Annotated in this window: 17 protein-coding genes; 7 read left to right on the top strand and 10 right to left on the bottom strand. The window is 47.5% G+C overall.

Going from position 1 to position 21,422, the window contains the following annotated elements:
• Nucleotides 1-58 precede the first annotated feature (58 nt).
• The 3 genes from H3H32_RS00325 to H3H32_RS00320 form a co-directional block, all read right to left on the bottom strand.
• Entirely contained in the window at nt 59-1,108 is a 1,050-nt protein-coding gene (locus H3H32_RS00325) for a cyanophycinase (protein WP_182460711.1), read from the bottom strand.
• A 339-nt stretch (nt 1,109-1,447) separates the two neighbouring features.
• Nucleotides 1,448-1,573: a hypothetical protein gene (locus H3H32_RS37745; protein ID WP_256432936.1), complete on the bottom strand. Its 126-nt coding sequence runs from the start codon at nt 1,571-1,573 to the stop codon at nt 1,448-1,450.
• Between the two features lie 143 nt (nt 1,574-1,716).
• Nucleotides 1,717-2,037 (bottom strand): helix-turn-helix domain-containing protein, encoded by a 321-nt coding sequence (locus H3H32_RS00320; protein WP_374191865.1) that lies wholly within the window; start codon nt 2,035-2,037, stop codon nt 1,717-1,719.
• A gap of 250 nt (nt 2,038-2,287) precedes the next feature.
• On the opposite strand from H3H32_RS00320, the gene H3H32_RS00315 reads away from it, so the two are divergent.
• From H3H32_RS00315 to H3H32_RS00290, 6 genes are all read left to right on the top strand, one after another.
• Nucleotides 2,288-2,617 (top strand): ArsR/SmtB family transcription factor, encoded by a 330-nt coding sequence (locus H3H32_RS00315; RefSeq protein ID WP_182460709.1) that lies wholly within the window; start codon nt 2,288-2,290, stop codon nt 2,615-2,617.
• A 42-nt stretch (nt 2,618-2,659) separates the two neighbouring features.
• The gene (locus H3H32_RS00310) at nt 2,660-5,203 is read left to right on the top strand and encodes a YbcC family protein (protein ID WP_182460708.1); all 2,544 of its coding nucleotides are present in this window, start codon (nt 2,660-2,662) and stop codon (nt 5,201-5,203) included.
• Between the two features lie 4 nt (nt 5,204-5,207).
• Nucleotides 5,208-7,076, top strand: coding sequence for a proton-conducting transporter transmembrane domain-containing protein (locus H3H32_RS00305; RefSeq protein WP_182460707.1), 1,869 nt, complete (start codon nt 5,208-5,210; stop codon nt 7,074-7,076).
• Between the two features lie 355 nt (nt 7,077-7,431).
• Complete coding sequence (locus tag H3H32_RS00300; protein ID WP_182460706.1) at nt 7,432-7,614, top strand: hypothetical protein; 183 nt, start codon at nt 7,432-7,434, stop codon at nt 7,612-7,614.
• Between the two features lie 88 nt (nt 7,615-7,702).
• Complete coding sequence (locus H3H32_RS00295; RefSeq protein ID WP_182460705.1) at nt 7,703-8,146, top strand: response regulator; 444 nt, start codon at nt 7,703-7,705, stop codon at nt 8,144-8,146.
• Between the two features lie 272 nt (nt 8,147-8,418).
• A complete protein-coding gene (locus H3H32_RS00290) occupies nt 8,419-10,056 on the top strand; it encodes a Na+/H+ antiporter (protein ID WP_182460704.1) in 1,638 nt (545 codons plus the stop codon).
• 111 nt (nt 10,057-10,167) lie between these two features.
• Here the strand turns inward: H3H32_RS00290 and H3H32_RS00285 are convergent, their stop codons facing one another.
• On the bottom strand, nt 10,168-10,380 hold the full coding sequence (locus H3H32_RS00285) for a hypothetical protein (protein WP_182460703.1): 213 nt from the start codon (nt 10,378-10,380) through the stop codon (nt 10,168-10,170).
• A gap of 98 nt (nt 10,381-10,478) precedes the next feature.
• On the opposite strand from H3H32_RS00285, the gene H3H32_RS00280 reads away from it, so the two are divergent.
• Nucleotides 10,479-11,090: a hypothetical protein gene (locus H3H32_RS00280; protein ID WP_182460702.1), complete on the top strand. Its 612-nt coding sequence runs from the start codon at nt 10,479-10,481 to the stop codon at nt 11,088-11,090.
• A 70-nt stretch (nt 11,091-11,160) separates the two neighbouring features.
• On the opposite strand, the gene H3H32_RS00275 is transcribed toward H3H32_RS00280, so the two are convergent.
• The 6 genes from H3H32_RS00275 to H3H32_RS00250 form a co-directional block, all read right to left on the bottom strand.
• Nucleotides 11,161-13,536 (bottom strand): M43 family zinc metalloprotease, encoded by a 2,376-nt coding sequence (locus H3H32_RS00275; protein WP_182460701.1) that lies wholly within the window; start codon nt 13,534-13,536, stop codon nt 11,161-11,163.
• 4 nt (nt 13,537-13,540) lie between these two features.
• A complete protein-coding gene (locus H3H32_RS00270) occupies nt 13,541-14,035 on the bottom strand; it encodes a hypothetical protein (protein ID WP_182460700.1) in 495 nt (164 codons plus the stop codon).
• A 21-nt stretch (nt 14,036-14,056) separates the two neighbouring features.
• Entirely contained in the window at nt 14,057-14,935 is an 879-nt protein-coding gene (locus H3H32_RS00265) for a Calx-beta domain-containing protein (protein WP_182460699.1), read from the bottom strand.
• Nucleotides 14,936-14,957: 22 nt separating this feature from the next.
• A complete protein-coding gene (locus H3H32_RS00260) occupies nt 14,958-16,304 on the bottom strand; it encodes a RagB/SusD family nutrient uptake outer membrane protein (RefSeq protein WP_182460698.1) in 1,347 nt (448 codons plus the stop codon).
• Between the two features lie 50 nt (nt 16,305-16,354).
• Complete coding sequence (locus H3H32_RS00255) at nt 16,355-19,393, bottom strand: SusC/RagA family TonB-linked outer membrane protein (RefSeq protein ID WP_182460697.1); 3,039 nt, start codon at nt 19,391-19,393, stop codon at nt 16,355-16,357.
• 376 nt (nt 19,394-19,769) lie between these two features.
• Complete coding sequence (locus H3H32_RS00250; RefSeq protein WP_182460696.1) at nt 19,770-21,401, bottom strand: RagB/SusD family nutrient uptake outer membrane protein; 1,632 nt, start codon at nt 21,399-21,401, stop codon at nt 19,770-19,772.
• Between the last annotated feature and the right edge of the window lie 21 nt (nt 21,402-21,422).

Here is a 21,422-nt window from a genome sequence, read left to right as displayed (position 1 = left end):
AGCCAGCATTCGCTGGTATTCGGCGAAGATGACATGCGTCAGTGAATACTGGCGAAGATTAAAAGGCACGAGCAAATGCTCGCGCCAGAACGCCAGAGTTAACAGACCAGTACTCTGCTTGAGCTTTCATTATCGGCCGAAACGATCTCAAATTAAAGCCAGTGTTCCCTTCAAGGGAGCCAGTAAGAATAGTTGCTTGTACTGCTTTCCCTGAACGGTTCCAGGTTAGTGGTTGCCCTTTTTGGCAGCGTTCAGGTTTCTTCCTGGTTGCCTGTAGAAAATAGGCATTGCCTTGTCCGAAAATCGTAACGTTTCCATCGGGTGTTGCACAAACAGCCGTTTTTTCATTCATGCCGATACCTCGTGGTTGTATCTTCCAATCTGTTGCAGCCCGCGCCATAAACACCACGTGTCGTCCCTGTCGATTGCGGGCGCTGTAATGCATATCCGTAATAATATTGGCTAAGAGCGGGTGCGTCAAAAAATCATTTCGGCGCATAGCCACGCGTTTATCGTAAGGATCGGCTAAGGCTTCTTCAGACGTCACGCTTCCTTCCAGAGCTGAAAAATAGGTTTGCCCCAGAATCCCACAACCAGCGCTAGTGCCTCCCATAACAGCCCCTGCCCGAATACGCTCATTCAGGGCATCGGCAACGGGCGTTCCTTGCCAGAAGTTAACATAATTCTCCTGATCGCCACCAGCAAAAAAGATCGCTTCGGCCTGACGGATTTTACGAATGATGGCTGGATTACTTGCTAACTCTCGCTTATCCAGCAATATTGTTTCTACCGAATTAACCGATTCGCCCAGCGTTTTATAGAGATACTCGTTGTAGCCGTCTTTACCCGATGCCCGAAGAATCAGTACATCGCCCCCACCCGACCGACGTAAAAACCACCGCATCGCGGCATCCACATCGGTACTACCGCCGGCCAGCAAAACCCCGCCTAAGGGCTGGCTTTTCACATCCGATGTATCGCCCACAATCCAGGATGTATAGGCGTATTGATAAGCCGTCGAATTGGCGGGTTTCGATGTGGATGAGAAATAAGTTAGATAAACTAAGCTAACCAATATCACTAGGCCAGCTACTGAAGGATTAATCATAAAACATACAAGCAAAGGGTTAGGCAAACTAGTGCTTTGCCAAAATAGATTCTGTTGATTCTGTCGGATTCTATTGATGATAGTCTACTGGTAATCAATGCCTAATCCATTAAGTAGAATCAAAAAAATCTCTAGAATCTAAATTGGATAAGTACTCGTAGATTGTTACGTTAATTAGTAGACTCCATAATTGTACTATTCTCCACATTAAGTTTTACGTAATGGCGTTTGAGTTTTTGGCGAGCTTGATCCGCGTCATAGCGTTCATAAAAACTACCTGCCTGATGGGTATTCAAATTGTCTTGGAGCACATGAAGGCACTCTGCTTGGGGATAATGATTAACCTTCTACATACCGTTGACCCGTGTCCAGGTCGTAAGCTAACAGAATCACAGCCGCTCCCTTTCGTTCATATGCACAGGCTTCTTTAGCCGCTTTACCGGGCTTTACGGGCAGGGGAGCCATCAACTCGTATCACCGAAGCGACACAAGCGAGGCTTGTTGAACTCAGCCGGACGAGCGTAGAAATCGAGTACGGCTTCCAGTTTAGCCACATAGTGCCCTTCTAGTTTACTAATGCACCACTGTTGTTTGAGCCAAGGCTTACGTTAATTTTTTTTTAGCTGTTCGCCGACCGTTTTATACGAAATGGATTCCACTAAGCGGTCAGCCAACAACCGCAAAGTCCATCGACTTCGCCCTTCTGGCGCTTGACTACAGGCTAGCGCTGTCAAATGAGCCTGAGCGGCTTTGTCAAACTTACTGGGCTGGCCAGGTCTGGGTTTTTCACTCAATGCACTCCTCAAGCCTTCGGCCAGGTAACGTTTTCGCAGATTATAGACCGTGGCTTCACTAACCGGCAGCAACGTTGCGATTTGGCTGGGCGTCTTACCCTGATGAAGTTGGAGTAGCACCTGAGCCCGATGCAGGCTACGGACCGTATGGGTTCCTTTAGCTAACTTGCTCTAATTGAATTACTTCAGCGTCGGGCAAGGCAAAGAGTAGGTTTGAGCGAGCCATCAGCAGAAAAAGTTAAAAATGGCAGTTTATTACGAAGATAACTATAAAAATTAACGTAACAGACTACTAGTTTTGGCTATCAGCTAAGCGAATTATTAGGAAATAAAAAAAGTTACCTATACATTTGAATAATCTAATATAAGAATATTAAATTATAACATGGATAGCCCATTACATACCTATAAGGCTGAGTTCTTTAAAACCCTGGGACATCCCCTCCGACTGGCCATTCTGGACGCGCTCCGGGTAGGTCCCCTGTCAGTTACCGAATTACAAACCGTCACCAAAGCCGATCAGTCGATGCTCTCTCAGCATCTGGGCCGACTACGCCATATGAATTTCGTTACCCCTCGCCGGGAGGGGACAACCATTTTCTATCAGGTGCAGGATCAGCAGGTGTATCAATTCCTGGATTTAGCCCGACTGATTTATGGCCGCCAACTCAAACGCTCGGAAGCGATTCTATCTGAATTGGAGCAAAATCAATAGCCTACCGATGGTAGTTGGAAACCTATTTGATCTGTGTTAACCATGAATGGGCAGCCACTTTTCTCTTCCGATACATTGCGCATACCAGAGACCCGACAACGGTCTACAGCCTTTGTGGAGCAGGATGTTCTCCAGGACTTAAAACACTACCTACCTACGCAGGCACCGCTAAAAGATTTTGTGCATCATAATCCTCTACACGGCTTTCAACATCAGCCATTTGATGGAGCTATCCAGCAGGCAGCCGAGTGGTTGGGGTATCGAATTTTATTTTCCCTGGAAGAGTTCAGAGCCTTATTTACAACCCACCGAATCTCGGAGGCTGTACTGGATGGGCTGCTACTGGAACGCAAAGGTGCGCACGAACTGCCCATCTGGAAGTTTAAACTACTTCGAAAAAACTATCCTCCGCTGCCCACTCCTCGAATCGGACAACTGCGGGCTCACTGGAAACAAAAGTATCAGCTGGATTTGGATGCACGGGTTCACCCCATCCTGTTTCGATTATTGTGTGGCTTTCTGGATCAGGGAATTGCCGTGGATGCTTTCCCTTATCGGCATCTGGATTTCCTGTCGGCAATCCGGGCGCTAGAGCAGAGCAGTCTGGTCAGCCTGTTCCGTTCCCAACGCGTTCGTCGTCTCTTCCGCTCGAACACCTGCACCATTACTAATTTACTCACTCTGCTGGTTGGCCAGGAATCGCTTTATAAACAATACCTCTTTGATCAACAGTTGGCTCACCCTGGCTGGTCAGGCATGGTGGCTGTGATTGAGGATCAACCCCAGTCGTTACTGGACCTCAGACGCATTACGCTGCAACAAGTCATTCTACTCGAATTATTGCTGGAGATCGATGCGCTGGATGCGCAATTCGGCGAGCGTTGGCAACCGTTAGGCCAGCCCCCTCTCGACCAAGCCATCGACTTGTTTAGCCCCGTCATTCCGACGGAGCAGTGGGAAGTTCTTTACCTTTGGCAACAGGCTTATGAATGGAGTTATTACGATCAGGTACTGGCTGGGATTAAAGCCGCTCCGACAGCCGACAGCCTGGGCTCTTCCAAAAGCTTCCAGGGAATTTTCTGCCTGGATGACCGGGAATGTTCCTTCCGGCGTTACCTGGAAACGCTGGAGCCCGACTGTCAAACCTTTGGGACGCCAGGCCACTTCAATGTTGAGTTTTTCTTTCAACCCCAAAGCGCCAAGACTTATACGAAACGTTGTCCCCCTCCGGTTACTCCTCGTTACCTAATTAAAGGACTCGGTCAGGTCCAGAACCGGCAAACTAGCACTCCCTTTACCAAATCGTCCCAAACCTTACTATGGGGCTTTAGTCATGCATTGGGATTCAGGTCGGCATTACAGCTTTTCCTGTCGGTCGTTCACCCAATGAGGACCTCAGCGATGACTGCTTCCTCCCCTTACAGGCAGTCCGACTCTCGTCTACTGGTGGAGAACACAAGCCTAAAAAAGGAAAATGGCTTACAGCTGGGATTTAACCTCGACGAAATGGTTGAGCGGGTAGCTGGCTTATTAACCAGCATTGGCCTGGTTGAGGAATTTGCCCCGATCGTGTATGTAATTGGGCACGGAGCCAGCAGCGTGAACAATCCGTATTATGCCGATTATGATTGTGGAGCCTGTTCAGGACGGCCCGGATCGATTAATGCCCGGGTAATCTGTATCATGGCGAATGATCCGCGAGTCCGCGAACGATTACGGGACAAGGGTATCGATATTCCTACCGAAACGCAGTTTTTAAGTGGGCTGCATGACACAACCCGTGATGATATTTGTTTTTACGACGAAGCATTGTTGTCGCTAGTCAATACCAAACGCCATCAACAGTACATCGCCTTATTCAAGCAGGCACTGGATCAAAATGCCAAAGAACGCTCCCGACGCTTTGAGTCGATCGATAGTCGGCTGAGTGCCGCCACCATCCATGCCCAGATTCGCAGGCGATCGGTAGCCCTGTTTGAGCCTCGGCCAGAACTCAATCATGCCACCAATGCCATTTGTCTGATTGGTCAACGTAGCCTATCCAGGCATCTGTTTTTAGATCGTCGATCCTTTCTTAATTCCTATGACTATCGGCTCGATCCAAGCGGGCAAGCGTTAGCCCGTATTGTACAGGCGGCTGCGCCCGTTTGTGGTGGTATTAATCTGGAATATTTCTTTTCGCGGGTTGATACCCAGAAACTGGGGGCTGGAAGTAAACTGCCCCATAACATCATGGGCCTGATTGGCGTTGCCAATGGCTTTGATGGCGACTTACGGCCCGGTTTGCCAACCCAAATGACAGAAGTCCACGACCCGCTTCGGCTCTTGATGGTCATTGAACAGACGCCCGATGTCGTTTTAAAGGCAATCCAACAGTCACCCCAGACGTATGAATGGTTTATCAATGAGTGGATTCACCTCGTTGTTGTCAATCCACACACGCGGTCGCTTAGCCGGTTTAGATCGGGCACGTTCCAGCCCTATCAACCCCACCAGAAAAAGGTAGAGGCCATTACCGATTTACCCGCCTTGATAGCCGCCAATCAGACTAGCTTGCCGGTCTATCAGCTCGCTGAACACCTTTAAATTCATGGAACAGCTCCTGCCCTTTTTTATCATCATTCCCCTGTGCGGCCTGTTCATAGGGATCTGGATAGCCCCTTCGAGCGAATCGGCCATTGCCTGGACAGCCATGACCACTCTTGGCCTACATCTACTCTTGACCGTAGTCTTTGTTACATTTTGGGTGTTTCACCAATCGCCAGTGCTCACCCTGACTAGCCTCGAACTGGTCATGACGAAAGGCCACCACTTCAGTCTGGATTTTTATTTTGACCAACTGACCGCAGTCTATTTGCTAGTCGGTGCCTTTCTGATTCTGTTGGTGGTACTGTATTGCCGGTATTATCTCCATCGGGAACCAGGCTATAAGCGGTTCTTTTTGACCACGCTTTTCTTTTATCTGGGTTATGTCCTGATCGTGGTGTCTGGAAATCTGGAAACGCTATTTGCCGGTTGGGAATTGATTGGCCTTTCGTCGGTTTTACTAATTGCTTTCTACAGAGGCCGATACTTACCGGTCAAAAATGCGCTAAAAGTATTCTCGATGTATCGCCTGGCGGATGGGGGGCTCCTGCTAGCCATATGGATGAGCCACCAGGTTTGGCCTGAAACGATCTCCTTTGCCGGGCTGAATCCGTATGAACGGGGGTATGCCCAGCTTCAGACCCTTGGTGGGCCAGGTATGTTCATCTCGCTGATGCTGCTGCTTTCAGCCCTCATCAAGTCGGCTCAGTTTCCTTTCTCGGCGTGGCTACCCCGAGCCATGGAAGGCCCCACGCCTTCGAGTGCTATTTTTTACGGCTCGCTATCGATGCATATCGGCATTTTCCTCCTCTTACGAACGGCTCCGCTTTGGGAAAACCAACTCTCCATTCGGCTCTTGATGGGGGGTATCGGTCTATTAACCTGCCTGATAGCGAGTGGGATTGCCCGTGCCCAGGCTTCTATTAAGAGTCAGCTGGCGTATGCCTCCATTGCTCAGATTGGGATTATGTTCCTGGAAGTAGCCCTAGGCTTTCATACCCTGGCCCTGGTCCATGTTGCGGGACATGCGTTTCTAAGGACTTATCAACTGCTGATATCGCCTTCCATCGTCAGTTATTTAATTCGGGAGCAGACCTACACCTTTACGCCTGTCGCCTTAGCGCCTATCAGCCCATTTCCCAGGCACTTGCGGGATACCTGGTATGTGCTGAGCCTGACGGAATGGAACCTGGATACGCTGCTGTACCGACTACCTCGGGAACTTATTCACAAGCTAGGGCAACCCCTTTCGTTCTTATCTCCAACTTGGGTATTCGGCTTGGGCATACCGCTCTATGGGATCGGTTTACTGGGGGCCTACTATCCCGAAAACGTCCCATCCCCACTCAAACACCCCCTATCGATCATTTTTGCCCTACTTGGGCTACTGTTCGTCGTGCGTTCCTTTAGCCAACAAAAAAATGTTTTTCTAAGTTGGTTAGGAGTGGTGCTGAATCCTTTCTGGATTGCCCTGGCTATTGCCTATAACGAGGAATTTGCGGTTGATCAGGTTCATTTATACCTGAGTGGCATTGTTGTGGCGGGCCTGGCGGGGTATGGCTGCCTTCATATGCTCTATGTAACGGAAGGCGATATACAACTACATACCTATGCTGGTTATGCCTATCCCTATCCCCGATTAGCGTTCGGCTTTTTAGTGTGTTGCCTAGGGGTAGCTGGTTTTCCCATTACCCCAACCTTTTGGGGCGAAGATTTATTGTTCAGCCACATTCATTCAGATCAAACAGGGCTTGCTTTTCTGGTTACACTGAGCTTTATGCTGAATGGCCTTTCGGCCCTTGGCCTGTACGCCCGAATCTTCTTAGGCCCCTGGCCTGACACGCCTTATGGCACGGCCAACCGATCTTCCTAACGGAAATACATTCACCTTTTCTCCGTTTTCAATCCTCATTTAGCTTACTCACAACGACAGCGCATATGGAAATCACCTATCAACAACTCACTCATTTGGTCCTGGCCCAAGGAATCGTTCGTTCCGAAGCCCTGCGACCAACAGCTGACCTCCGAGAAGATCTAGCGTATCGTCCGTCCGACATTTCGGAACTAGCTAGTTTAATGGAACGCGAGCTTCAAGTATCTATACCCTATGAAGACTACCCTCGGCTCACGACACTCTATGAATCGGCCAAATACTTAAAGGAAAGAATTCAAGAGTCCTGACTAAAGCGACCAGCATCATGTATCTTTTTTATTAACTAATCTCCCTCATGAATAACTCCATCTATACTGAGATTCCCGATACTTCCGATTTAACCTATTGGGTCATTAAACGACAAGACGGCCAGCAACGTAGCGTCACATTTGAGCCTAGGGATAAGGAGTTGCATCAACAATTGAAGCGAAAAGCCTGGGCGGCCAAGACAACCCAGGCCCGGAATCGGAAACGCTAAATTAGAAGTCCATGATCCGCTTTAGTTGATGAGCTAATGTGTCTATCCCCATTTGACTTTGTCCACCTTTCAATACACACTACTATTTATGGATCAACTACATGATCTATCTTGCATATCATTCCCTGATAATGAGGATGAGCGGTACTTTCTGGGTTTAATGCCGGTCAATTCTTGTCGGCCTTTTCCTATTTATAAGTTTTCAAATGGTCAGGAACTCTTGGCTTACTTAAACCGCCATAGCGCTATCCGAGCTGATCAGGCAATTTATGGGTTACTCATTATGGACATGGCCATGTCTATAATGAATGGACTCGAAGCGATCCGGCATGTTCGCGCGAATCCAGCTTGGCAACATTTATCCATTTTAATGCTTTCGACAGATGTGTGCTCGGATACCATTAAGCAAGTACTTCAGGAAGGGGCGAATGGCTACGTAGTGAAACGCACTTCATCCAGTCATTATGTTTGGTTGTTCGATGAATTCTTTGCTCATGGACGACAGAAATTAACCGATACGAATAAACTATAAGCCGATAAATCGAGCAGAAAACCTACGCCTTTTCTACTTAACATCATTGCTATATCTACTTGTACCGTGTTAAACTCATTACAAAAGGCGTCCAATAAGGCGGAGATTCTGGTCAATAAGCAGCATTTCTGGAGAGGTTATTAGAAAATTACTAGGCGTTAGTAAGCATCAAGACCATAGATACCGAATTAGCCAAGCCTAAGAATTACTGGCGGTTACGACTATAACCGTAGTAAATCTGTTATAGAGTAAGGATAACCTTTTCAGTACCTATGGCAAACTTTGAAACCATCATTTTTATCCTAGCCATTTTGATAGGATTGTCGGCAATCACCGATAAAATTAAGCTTCCTTACCCAATTCTACTGATTGGAACAGGCTTAGTGATTGGTTTTGTGCCTTTCCTGCCAAATCTGGCATTAGATCCCAACGTAGCGCTGGTTATTTTTCTCCCTCCGTTGCTCTATGATGCAGCCTCTAAAACGGCCTGGCAGGAGTTTACCCGCTCAATTCGACCAATCACTACATTAGCCGTTACACTGGTGTTTTTCACGACAACGGCCGTTGCTGTGGCTGCCCATTACGTGATTCCAGGCTTTAGCTGGCCGCTTGCCTTTGTGCTGGGGGCTATTGTCTCTCCTCCAGACGCCGTTGCCGCCAATAGTATCATTAAAGGTTTAGGACTTAACAAACGGGTTATTGCGATTCTGGAAGGGGAAAGCCTGCTCAACGATGCCTCTGCTCTGGTAGCTTACCGCTATGCCGTGGCCGCTATCATGACTGGTAACTTTGTTCTCTGGGAGGCTAGTCTGCAATTTCTGGTGCTGGCAGGCGGGGGGCTGTTGCTGGGTAGCATACTAGGATGGTTAATGACGCTTGCCCTCCAACGAATCGACAGTGCCACAGTCCAAACCAGTTTAACTCTACTGACCCCCTATCTGGTCTACCTAGCGGCTGAACACATCCATACGTCAGGTATATTAGCCGTCGTTAGTGCTGGACTTGTCATCACACGTCGAACACCAGAAGTGTTTTCCCCACAGGCTCGCCTGGAGTCGCGGGCCGTCTGGGACACCGCTATTTTTTTGCTGGAAGGAGTGGTCTTTATTTTGATTGGCTTGCAATTACCCACCATTGTAGGAGACCTGGGCGGGTATACGACTGAGGAGCTTGTGTTGTATAGCCTGGTGGTGAGTACCGTCACGATTCTCATTCGAATTCTTTGGGTGTTTTTCAGTTCCTATTACCCCAAAGTGTTAGGCTGGTCAGAGCAATCTACCATCACGGGTTCAGGAACCGAGGAACAGGCGAATCAGGTAGACTGGCGAAATGTATTAATTGTGGCCTGGACTGGAACCAGGGGCGTGATTTCCCTGGCCATGGCGTTAGCTCTACCGCTTTCGCTGGCAGGAGGGCAGCTGTTCCCTCAGCGTAACCTGATTCTCTTTTTAGCTTTTGTAATAATCCTATCTACGCTGGTACTTCAGGGGTTGACTTTACCCCTCCTGATTCGGTTGCTGGGGGTGAAATCTCATAACGACCAGGCGCGTGAAGATCAGGCGCTGGAATTACTGCTAGCCAGCCGGGCACTGAGGTATTTGGAAAATGACTTTCCGATAGTTTTATCTGGCTCCTTGAAACAAACCCTGGCCCAGCGGTATCAACTTTTAGTCAAGGAACTTGGTGCTACGCTCCATGAAAGCAAATCGGGCTCAAAACCAGACGAAGAACGCGCTTTAGTGGGTGAGATGCGGTTGGCGGAGCGAACCCTCGGCGAGTTCCAACAAGCCTTGCTAGTGGAGCTGGCCCGAGAAAATCGCTTCAGCGATGAAGTACTACGCACAGCTGAACGGCGATTAGACCTGGAGATGGCCCGGCTGGATGCCTCGGAGCAGGCTGCTGGTAACTAGAACCAATCCCTATGGACTTACCTGTTAGCTTATACTGGACAATAAGCCAAACCGAATTTGTGTAAAAAAGGGAATAAATCTAATGAGCCACAGAAGCAGAAGGAACATAAATCACCGCATCGCAGCATCGACATCGGTACTACCTCCAGCCAGTAAAACCCCGCCTAAGGGTTGGATTTTCACATCCAATGTATCGCCCACAATCCAGGATGTATACGTGAGCTGAGTAGCTGATTTATGTGTTGATTTAACTTTCAGCCAATCCTTAGCTAAGTATATCAAACTACTCAATGTAATAATGCCAGTAACTAGATTATTAATCATGAATGCGTTGAGAAAGTATTAAACAGTGTACTCAAAACATCTTTGTTTGAGCTGGTTTTGAGATTATAAAATCCTAGCCGAAATTAATACACTTTTTCATGAACTATATTTATAAAAAGTCCCTAAAGATTATGCCATTGACGCAAAGCGCAGTTTTAATTTTCTCACTCTTTATGCTGGTCTTAAGTTGCCAGACAAAGCATCTGCCATTCGAGACAAACGTTGCAAGCTGCACTATTCAGTTCCCGATCACCTCACATGAATTACGAAACAGATACCCAAATGCTGTAGAATCGCTTTCTGCCGAATTAACAGATACAACAAGGGATGTTCAGGTTGTCTGGCGATTTAATGATTTGATTCAAGATCCACGAAGTCAACCTTACGGCGTTTTAATCACACTGAGAAATAAAGGCCCTAAAATGGACTCTATACGTACCGCATTCGAGAAGCAATATCATAAGTCCTTTCAACCATTAACACGTCCACAACATCTGGGTAAATATGAATACTATGAGTCAGATTCAACATTAGTCGTGATGGAAATTAATGATGAAGTTCAGTTATCGATAAATCAAAGAAAAGTCTTTCCTCATAATACGGGAAATCAATTTATGAATGATGTCGTGATTTCAATTTGTTATAACCTTGACACAACGAAAAAAGAGCGATTCGCCATGAAACAAGGCGAAATTCGGATCAGAGATTGATATTGAGCAAGAAATTCATGAGTCTCTTATTAAAAAGCAAGGGGCGGATTCTGAAATCCGCCCCTTGCTTTTACTGCTTCACCACTCGTTTTCGGAATACCTGTTCCCCTATACTAATCTCAACAAAATACACACCGGGTGGCGCGGTCCTGAGGTCTATAGTTTGCTCGAAGGTGTCGGTGGTTTTCTGGTGGTTTTGTCGAACTAATTCTGAACCTGTTACTGTACGAATGCCTAACACTAAAGCTCCCCGTAACGCACTGCTGAACGATATGTTCATCTGCCCATCGCTGGGGTTTGGGTTAACCTGCAAGGCCTGTTCCGCCAGCGGTGTTGTGGCGGTTACAGTGCCCGTTCTGACATTGACCGTGATTACTGCCGATGTGCTACACAAATCCGTTCCCGAGCCCGTTACGGTATAGGAAGTAGTTTGCGTTGGAGAAGCTACGACCTGTGCGCCCAGCGTCGAGTTGAGACCCGTACCTGTCCAGGTGAAAATACTGGCTCCACGGGCATTTAAGGTTACAGTCTGGCCAGGGTTGATAAAGACGGACGATGACGCGACCTGTACCGACAGTTTCTGACCAACGCGACCAGCAATATTATGCGCCACGTTCAAACCCAAACTATCGGCGTAACGAAGCCAGTTCCCCTGGCTATTTTGCCGCCAGGAAGTTGCATCCAGCGATTGCCCATTAGCAGTAGTAACCAGTGCAACGGTATCGCCCGATGCGTAGGGAATTAAAATACCAATATGGAAAGGCAAGCCGCTCACCGGAACGTTCTTATCGAACGTAACCGAAGTAGCCCGGTTAGCAGCCACATCGGCCAGAATATCCTTTAACGGTACATCTTTCTGTCCCAGAATAGCGCCAGGACCACCCTGGAAACCGCGTCCGTTCCAGACTGTTACCGTCACAATAGATTCTGTCGATGTCCCTTTCGCAGCTTTGGCAACGCCAAATTTGAGCGTTGCTCCTGCCAGATTCGTGTAACTCAGCTTATTGGCAAAAAACTCAGAAACAGCCTGACTTTTATGGCTATTCTGCCCGGATACGTAACCAGTCCCGTTGGTTTCCCGCAATACGGTAGGCGTGCCATTGAAGTTGGTTATGTCCGTACAAAGTCCCGAATTTAGCACTTCAATGTATTCGGTACGAACCAATGGGTCTGAGGTTCCAAGCGCATTCGATGTGACCAAAGTTACTTTGAATTTACCCGGTTGATTATACGTAACTGTTGGGTTTTGATCAGTCGATGTTGCGGGGGTTCCTCCTTCAAATGTCCAGCTCCAACTAGTAGGAAATCCGTCCGACAAATCGGTAAACTTGAGCTGACCACCCAACAAGACCTGCTGATTATCTACCCGGAAATTCGGAGTTGGTTTCGTGGCTACCTGCGTTCCGCAAACATTGGATGATAATAGACTTAGACGACGAGGGCTAATGGCCATAACCGCCCGGATACGATCTTTTTGATTGAGGGTGAAGATGTTGAAACAGGCATCGTTCGAATAATCCATGTAGTTCTGCACCATGTTCGTAGCACCACAACTTACCCGTCCAACCTGACAGCCGCTACTGGCCGAAGCCTGAGGTGGCGTATCGGCACAAAAATCATCGCCACAGTTGGTATCTCCCCAAATATGGCGGAGCCCCAGCCAGTGCCCCGTTTCGTGGCTTAAGGTACGCCCTAAATTATAAGGGGATTGGAGTACCGGGAAAGTACCTTTTTCCGAACTCCCAAAGGCTTTATAATAGATCACGACGCCATCCGTACTGGCAGGGCCATCGGATGGAATACCGGCCAGACCCGACTGCGTTGGAAATTGGGCATAGCCTAACAACTGCCCGTTTATCGATGGGTCGCTGATATCGACCACCCAGATGTTGTAATATTTATCGGGATTCCAGTAGGTGCTGGGTTTCAATACGCCATCGATATCGTTCTGGGTCCAGTTGGCCCGGCCACCATTGTATCGATCGATACCTGGTTCCGCCATAGGCTGGCCTTGTGGATTAACTACCGCTGGACAGAATTCAATCTCAATATCGGCTCCAACCGGATTGTCGTTGAACCCACGCGTACCCGCCTTCCGACGATAATCTTCATTCAGCACAGCCAGTTGCGATTGTACTTGAGCGAGGCTGATATTACGACCCGAGCCAACCGTCTCACCATTGTGTACAACGTGTATAACCACCGGAATGGTAATGACGGTAGCCGCTGGAGCCCGGCCATTGGCCAGCTGTTTTTTGAACTCAAGCATTTTTTGCTGCAATGCCTGCTCAAATTGATTGAGTGTTCCTAATTGGGGATATTTAACCCGCAACAGGCTATCCATTTCCATAGTAGCACACTGCTCAGCCCGTTTAATAGGCGTTTGAGCGTGCAGCGTCTGGCTCAACAGAACGCATAAAAAAACGTAGAGTAAACGTCGGAACATACGCCTATTTGGTAGTAACCGAATTGAATGTGAACTGATAGCTGGCATTAATATCCGGGAAATAATATTGGACCGTCAACACGGTTGAGGTCAAATTTTTTATTGTCCAAGGATATATACCATTCAAAACTGGTATGTAAAACTGTAAAGTAGCATTCGCATTAACGAGCGTCCAGGTATCGGTCACGTAAATGTCCGGATCACTAGCACTACACTTGGTCGCTCCTTCACTCGCTTCAAACTTATGCTCAGCATCGGCATAAAACGTTAGCAGATCGTCATAAATACAAGGATCGATACCTGTTTGCGCAACGGGTATCACTCCAGATGCCTGACCGTCATCAATAACCTGAAGAGACACCATTTTCCAGGTCTTTTTATCCGTTCCGGTCAGCAGTTGCGAATAAGTAAGCGGCTTAGGTTCTAATTTTTCAGAACATCCTCCCAGAAGCCATCCAACAACACCCGGAATTAGCAATAAACGTATAAACTGTCGCATGGAATTAACAAGTTAATGTGGCTATTGTGGCGTGTAGGTCTGGGTAAATAAAAGCGTTGTATCCCGATACGTTGTAACCGTGTCTCGAATCATGGCAATACGAACTTTAGCCTGAAGATTCAACGTAATTTGGCGGTTACGAGGGTTCCAGGCCCCTGTACCACTAAGAGCCCCGTTGGTTCCAAGTGAAGCGTTAGCTTGCGATGGTACGGTAAGCGAATTATCGCCATTATCGATAAACGTCAGTGTAGGATGCTCAGCATTAAACCCAAACAAGGTGCTATTCCCTACAACCACCAAATTAATCAGGCCTACATTCCAGTTACTTAACAAATATTGCTTACAATCAGTACTGGTAATGCCAATATCAGATGTAGCATAAGTCTTTGTTCCTACACGGCCACTACCCGTATAAGACCCACCCAGCAGACAGTCGTCCTGAATAGTCAGCGTTAATGCTTTCCCGATGATATTCTCCTTTCCAAAGCCAACCTGCAACGTGTTTGGCTGAACACCTGTCAACACAAAAGTCAGCGAAGTCGATTCTAAAATGTTATTCGCATTATTGATCAGCTGCACCATAATATTGCCTTTGCTCGATTTGGCAGGTATCACAACAGTGCCTTTGGTGCCCACAATGGTATATTCCTTGCCTTCGCGAGCAGTTCCGTTCACGGTATAACTAATCGTAATCGGCTGGTCCAACTGCGGCCCCACGTTGTGTACTTCAATGGCAATAGGCTTGCTATAGCTTTCCTTATAGGTCAGTGTCGTATCTGTAAAACGCACAAAATAGGGTCCTTCGAATGTACGATCGATGTCACTCTTCTCACAGGCGAGCAGAACTATGCCAAGAAGCACAACCATTCCAATTAACCCGCTTAGTTTATAGTATCTCATAATTAGTAAAACGCTTTACGAATTAATATCCTGGATTTTGAGAACCCTGCAAGGCAGGGTTACGTAAAATTTCGGCCTGTGGGATTGGCCATAACTCGTAGCGGCTATTCCAGTTGGGCGAAAACGCCGACATCACAGCCTGTGCCCGGCCTGTACGTACCAGATCATACCAGCGGTGCCCTTCAAACGCTAATTCATACCAACGCTCCCGCTCAACAGCCAGCAGTACATCGGCCTGTGCCGCAGCTGTTACCGCAACGCCCTTCGCTCGTGTTCGTAGCACAGTCAAGTCGGCGATGGCTCCGGCTGTACCGGTCAATTTTCCTTGCTGGGCCCGCGCTTCCGCCCGAATCAGGTACATTTCAGCCAGACGAAACACAACGATATTAGCGTTGCCTTCAATAGCTGTCCCATATTTTTTCACCGTCCAGCCATTGTCATTCCCTTGCTGCTTTGTCACATCGAAGGCAATAGTGGCAACACGGGTACCCGATTCTGTAGAATTTAAGGCAATGACAATCTGATCGGATGGAATAACTTCCCGACGGCTGACAAATAAAGTATTTAGTGTAGCCGGATCGTCGTTCTGCGTATAACCAACTTCAAAGATCGACTCAGCCGTAAAATTCACATTGACGATGCTCGTATAGTCTGGCACTAACGTAAATTTACCCGAACTGATCAGAAGTGTTGCGTAACTTTCTGCCTGTGCCCAGTTTTTTTGATAGAGGTAATACCGAGCCAACGCAGCCTGAACGACTCGTTTTGACAAATAAGCGGCTCCAGTCGATGAATCATCAGGCAAATCGGCCAGCGCAGCCGTATAGTCGGCCAGAACAGCGGCCAAAACAGTCGCTTTAGGCGAGCGGGCAATATTTTGATTTGTCGCCTGATTGGTGGTGGTTACCAGCGGAATATCGCCAAAGGTATAAACGCCGTAAAAGTTGGCCAGCCCACGCAAGAAACGCGCTTCGGCGGTTAAGGTTTTTCGGCTATCTGACGTTATACCCGTTACATTGGGCAATCGTTCCAGAATAAAATTGGCGACATAATTGGTTCTGTATACCCCTCCCCAGAATGTCTGCACGTCAGAGTTCGTTGAGGTAATTTGTTTTGTACCGAACTCCTGATAGGATGTAAATGTGCCGTTGTGTTTGATATTATCGGCCGTAAAATCACCGGCAATCACAACGGATGATGTCATCGCACGAAACGCACTGTACAAACCAATCCGAACCAATGGCGCGTCGGCCGCCGTCTTCAATGTCAGATCGTCGATCCGAATATCCGTAGGCGTAGGCTGTAACACATCCTGACAGGAAGTTAGAATGGTTAGTGTAAATATGAAGCAGATTATATAAGACCTCATTGTTGCTGAAATAAAGAATGCTTCCGACTTCGATTTCGGGAACAGAGTAATTAAAACGTTACGGATAAACCGGCAGTCATATTTTTCACCTGAGGCAAGGTATTAAAGTCGATACCTTGAGCAGTTGTTGATCCGTCCAGGGTACTAAGCTCTGGATCTGGGCCCGAGTATTTCGTATACGTCCAGAGGTTGGTAGCAGACACAAACGCTCGCACACTGGCTAATTTTACCCGACTCGTCCATTTTTTATCCAGGGTATACCCTAAGGTTATATTTTTCAGGCGCAGGTACGAACCATCTTCTACAAATCGACTGCTCAGATAGTTGTTATAGGTATTTCCAGATATATAGCGAGGTACGCTGGTAATATCGCCTTCTTTCTGCCATCGTTTCAGCGCATCGGTACTTTGATTAAACCCAAGGGATGCTCCCGTATTGACTGATGTTTGTTTCGTGAGGTTCATCACATGGTTACCATACGAAAACTGAAAGAAAATACTCAAATCAAACCCTTTGTACGATACCCGGTTCGTAAAACCGCCAAAGAGTTTTGGCTGTGCATTGCCAATTACCTGCGCATCATCGGGCGTAATCCGTCCATCGCCATTCTTATCTTCATAAATGGCATTGCCCGTAGCGGGATCAACTCCCAGGAATTTTAATCCCCAGAATGTACCAAGAGGCTGACCTGGCAATACCACGTTTGTTGCCGTAGCGCCACTGGCCTGATAGCCCGCATAAATCGGCTCCGTTGTGGCTAATTCCAGTACTTTGTTCTCATTACGAGACAAGTTCAGGTCTGTACTCCAGCGAAGGCCATTGCTGTTGATATTGACCGTGTTGATGGTCAGCTCAATACCTCGGTTTGAAATCTTACCAATATTACCCTGTACCGTACTGAAGCCCGATGTTAGCGGAATTGGCTGGTTAAATAAAAGCCGATCGGTGAGGTTGTCATAGACATCAAGCGTAGCACTTAATCGCCCGTTGAAGAAAGACGCGTCAAGACCAATGTTGGCTTCCCGAGTCCGCTCCCATTGTAAGTTCGGGTTTGGCAGCGCCGTTGGCCCTAACCCTGATGAGCCGCTGTAGGTAGTTGCTCCCCAGGTTCCCAGGAATTTAAAGTCGCCAATTTGTTCGTTTCCGGTAAAACCGTAACTAGCCCTCAGCTTTAAATCATTCAGGAAACCCGTTTTCGACAAGAATTCTTCTTCTGAGATCCGCCAGGCCACGGAGCCTGAAGGGAAGAATCCAAACTGCTTATTAGGCCCGAAGCGCGAAGATCCATCATATCGGCCAGTTACCGAGACTAAGTACTTCTCTTTGTAATCATATTTAACCTCGCCAAAACCAGAAAAAAGGCCACTGAACACCAATGTAGAGCTTCCCTCATTGACAACCCCAGCCGAAGTAATATAGGTAAAATCATTACTTGGGAAGTATTTCCCGATTACCGATCCACCCCGATTGGTCCGCTTGATTATTTCTACACCACCCAGTGCGCTGATGCGATGCTTCTCGTTAATAAGCGTATTGTAGGTTAATGTATTGGTGCTTGTAAAGTTAGCTACCAGTCGGGTGTCATACTCACCATAACCCTGTTGCCCTATATTAGTCGAGTATCCTCCTGTAGCTGTACCCGTAGGAAAATAAATGTCCTCAATAATGCTGTTGTAATCAACATTGGCTTTCGAGCGAAAGCGTAGGTTAGGCAGAAACTCGTACTGAATATAAACGCCACCCAACATTTTTGTTGTCAAGACTTGTTGCCGGGGCAAAACAGCCTCCCCCACCGGGTTAAAATTAGGAAATCCAGGATAGTTGGCGTCAGATGGGCCATATAACTGACCCTGCTCATTATACGGAGAATAATACGGTAAGCTTCGGGTAGCCCCCGAATAAACGCCATCCAGAAAATTGTCGCCCCCTACTCGGTGGTTGACAGCTCTCGAGATAGTTACGTTTGTACCGAATGACAATTTTGAGGTGGCATTATGATCGATGGACATGGTGCCACTCATTCGGCTAAATCGGTTATTCAGCAAAACGCCTTCCTCATCCCGATAGTTACCACTTAGATAAAAGCGAGTACGCTCATTCCCCCCCTGTGCCGAAACCTGATATTGCTGATAAATTCCTTTCCGCAATACCATGTCCAGCCAGTTTGTATTGACGCCATCGGTAACGCCTTTAATTAATCCCTGCTTATCCGGATCTTCACCAGCGTTGATAACAGCTTCGCGTTGTAACTCCAGCAACTGTGTCGAATTCAACAGGCTCGGGCGTTTAACCAACTCGGTTGTACCCCGTTGTGCTTCTGCTGTAATGATCGTTTTCTGATTAGCTTTCCCCCGCTTTGTTGTAATCAATACAACCCCATTGGCCGCCCGTGACCCGTAAATGGCCTTGGCGGAGGCATCTTTCAACACTTGTATTGACTCGATATCGTTGGGATTCAGCAGGGCTAAAGCATTATCGTTCTGCCCACCATAACCGTCTGTTGACGATAAAGCCCCGCTTTGCACCTGCACACCGTCGACAATGTATAAGGGCCGGTTAGAAGCCGAGATGGAAGTGTTACCCCGAACCCGGACCGAAATCCCACCACCAGGCGTACCCGACGACTGTGTTACCTGCACACCAGCTGCCTGGCCCTGTAGCGCCTGATCAAGACTAGTTACGGGAATGTCTTTGAATTTTTCGGAAGAAATAGATGCGATTGAGCCGGTAATGTCTTTGCGTTGAGTTGTGTTGTAACCGGTTACAACAACTTGACTCAATTCATTCAGGGCTTCCTGCATGACAACGTTCACCACAGACCGGTTGCCTACTGCTACTTCCTGCGTATTAAGCCCAATAGAGCTCAGCACCAGCGTAGCGTTGCCAGTAGGTACAACGATGCTGTAATTCCCATTTGCATCGGTGCTAACTCCATTTGTTGTCCCCTTTACAACAATGTTTACGCCCGGTAAGGTCTGCCCATCTTGGGCAGATGTAACTCTACCGGTTATACGCTGCCCCTGAGCCAATAGATAGCCGGGCAACATAATCAGGAGAGCTGACCAGAGAATACTATAAAATTTTCTCATGTATAGGTTATACTCCAAGTAAAAGCATTTAAGGTTGAGACAATCTTAACGGGAAAACAAGATACTGATTAGCTGTTGCAAACTACTATTTTTTCAAACGAAAAATATATCCACATCGTATAAATCCACTGATTGGCGAATCCTGCCTTTGGGGTTCTTTTTTCAATGGTTCTTCAACGTAATGCAATTGAAATAAGCCCTTGTTCTGACTTTTCAGCAAATTATTACCCATCACCTATACGCCATTTGTTCGCCATCCGATGCACGGTGTATCACAAATTCAATCAAGCCAGTTAATCGTCAGGCATTTACACTAAAAAAAGGCTCCCCGCTAAAAGCAGGGAGCCTTGGACGCTAGCATTTATTCTCTATTAACTTACTTTGGATTCTTCACTGGAGCACTTCCCGAAGCGGCAGGATTATAAGCTAATTCGTTGTCGGGGACATCCCAATAATCAAGGAAATTGTAGGTGATCGTGGCATTGGTGTTAACCTTACCCGCTTTATCAACAACAACAGCCCCTGTCCGACCTTTGGTAATTACTTCCCAACGACGGGCATCGTAGAACGATAGGCCACGGAAAACCAGACCCACCCGACGCTCTTTGCGCAGTTCTTCTTTCGCTCCAGCCAGATCCAACCCGCTTAAGGTAGCCAAACCGGCGCCCTGGAATGTACGAACGGCATCAATTGAGGTCAAACCGCCAGCAATATCGCCGGTATAGATTTTCGCTTCGGCCTTCATCAATTCGTTTTCTTCATACGTGCTGGCCAGGGTTAGCTCGTAAGCGCCCACGTTCAGGTTGCTTAACACAACCACACCAGACTGACCTTTACCACCACTCACTAACTGCCAACGGGTGTTAAACGAGTTACCTCGGTCGGAGTTGAACAGCGCAGGAGCCGCCAGTTGGGTAAAGTTATTCGTCAACCGTTTGTCGCCTGTCGGGAAATCCTGAATCAGGCGCTCGCTAATTTTATAGGTAACAGTACCTGGCGTACCCGTCGATTTGGCAGCCATGCTACCATTGACAGCCGAGATGAAATCGGCGTTGTCGGTCGAGCGGCCGGTGAAGATATTGTCCGTCGATTTTACGCCATCGTTGGTCAATGTCAGTATCTGTCCCCACTGCGCTGCCGTCATCGTAGCGGCTGTAGTATTAACCAAAATGTTGCGGGCTTTGAGCGTATTGATGCTCCGTTTCCACATATCGGTTGTTGGCGGAAGACCTTTGCCCACCTGATTGAACGTTGGGATCAATGAGGTAAGTGTCGGTATATAATTTGCATCGGAACCAATCGTGGTTAACAGCGCAGCTGCCTTATCGAGGTTCTTCGTTGCTTCGTCAATGATTTTCTCTTTCGCTACGTAGTTTGCATTGGTAGCACCCGTTTTGTCATTGATAATACCTGCATAATACATCGAGCCAATCCGCGAATAGGCGAAGCCTTTCCACCAGTAAGCCCAGGCCAAAATCGTATTCTTTTTAGCGCCAGAAGCATCATTGGTGAACGTCGTTGAATTCGTAATATCAATTACGTTATTCATCGAATTGTTCAGGTTGTACATGTACCCCCACTCGTAAAACAGTGGGTTGGCACCCGCATTGGCATTCGTGTTGATTGTACGGATCAGCGCAATCTGTGTATTAATCGAGCTTGGGTTCAGAACTTTCGAGCCATCATCCAGCGTAACGGCGTCTGGCATACCAATCTGGTTACCATACACGTTAGCGGCTTCTTCGCCCACTACGTCGGCCATTAATTCGTGGAACCCAACGGCACCGGTCCAGAAATAACCGGGGATACCGTCACTGTATTTGATACCATCCCGGAATCCATTAATGTAAACACTACCCTGAGCCAGTGCAATTACGCCAGTTTCTGTAGACGCGCTGGATGGCGTGGGTTGGTTCGGATTTTTGACATCCAGTTGTTCCTTACAGGCTCCCAGTAAACTAACCAGAGCGAAGGACAGAACTGTTGTTCTTATTATATATCGTTTCATGAAGTTGTTCTTGCTGGTAAA

This window comes from Spirosoma foliorum (assembly GCF_014117325.1).
GTDB lineage: Bacteria > Bacteroidota > Bacteroidia > Cytophagales > Spirosomataceae > Spirosoma > Spirosoma foliorum.
This window is presented reverse-complemented; position numbering and strand designations above follow the sequence as displayed.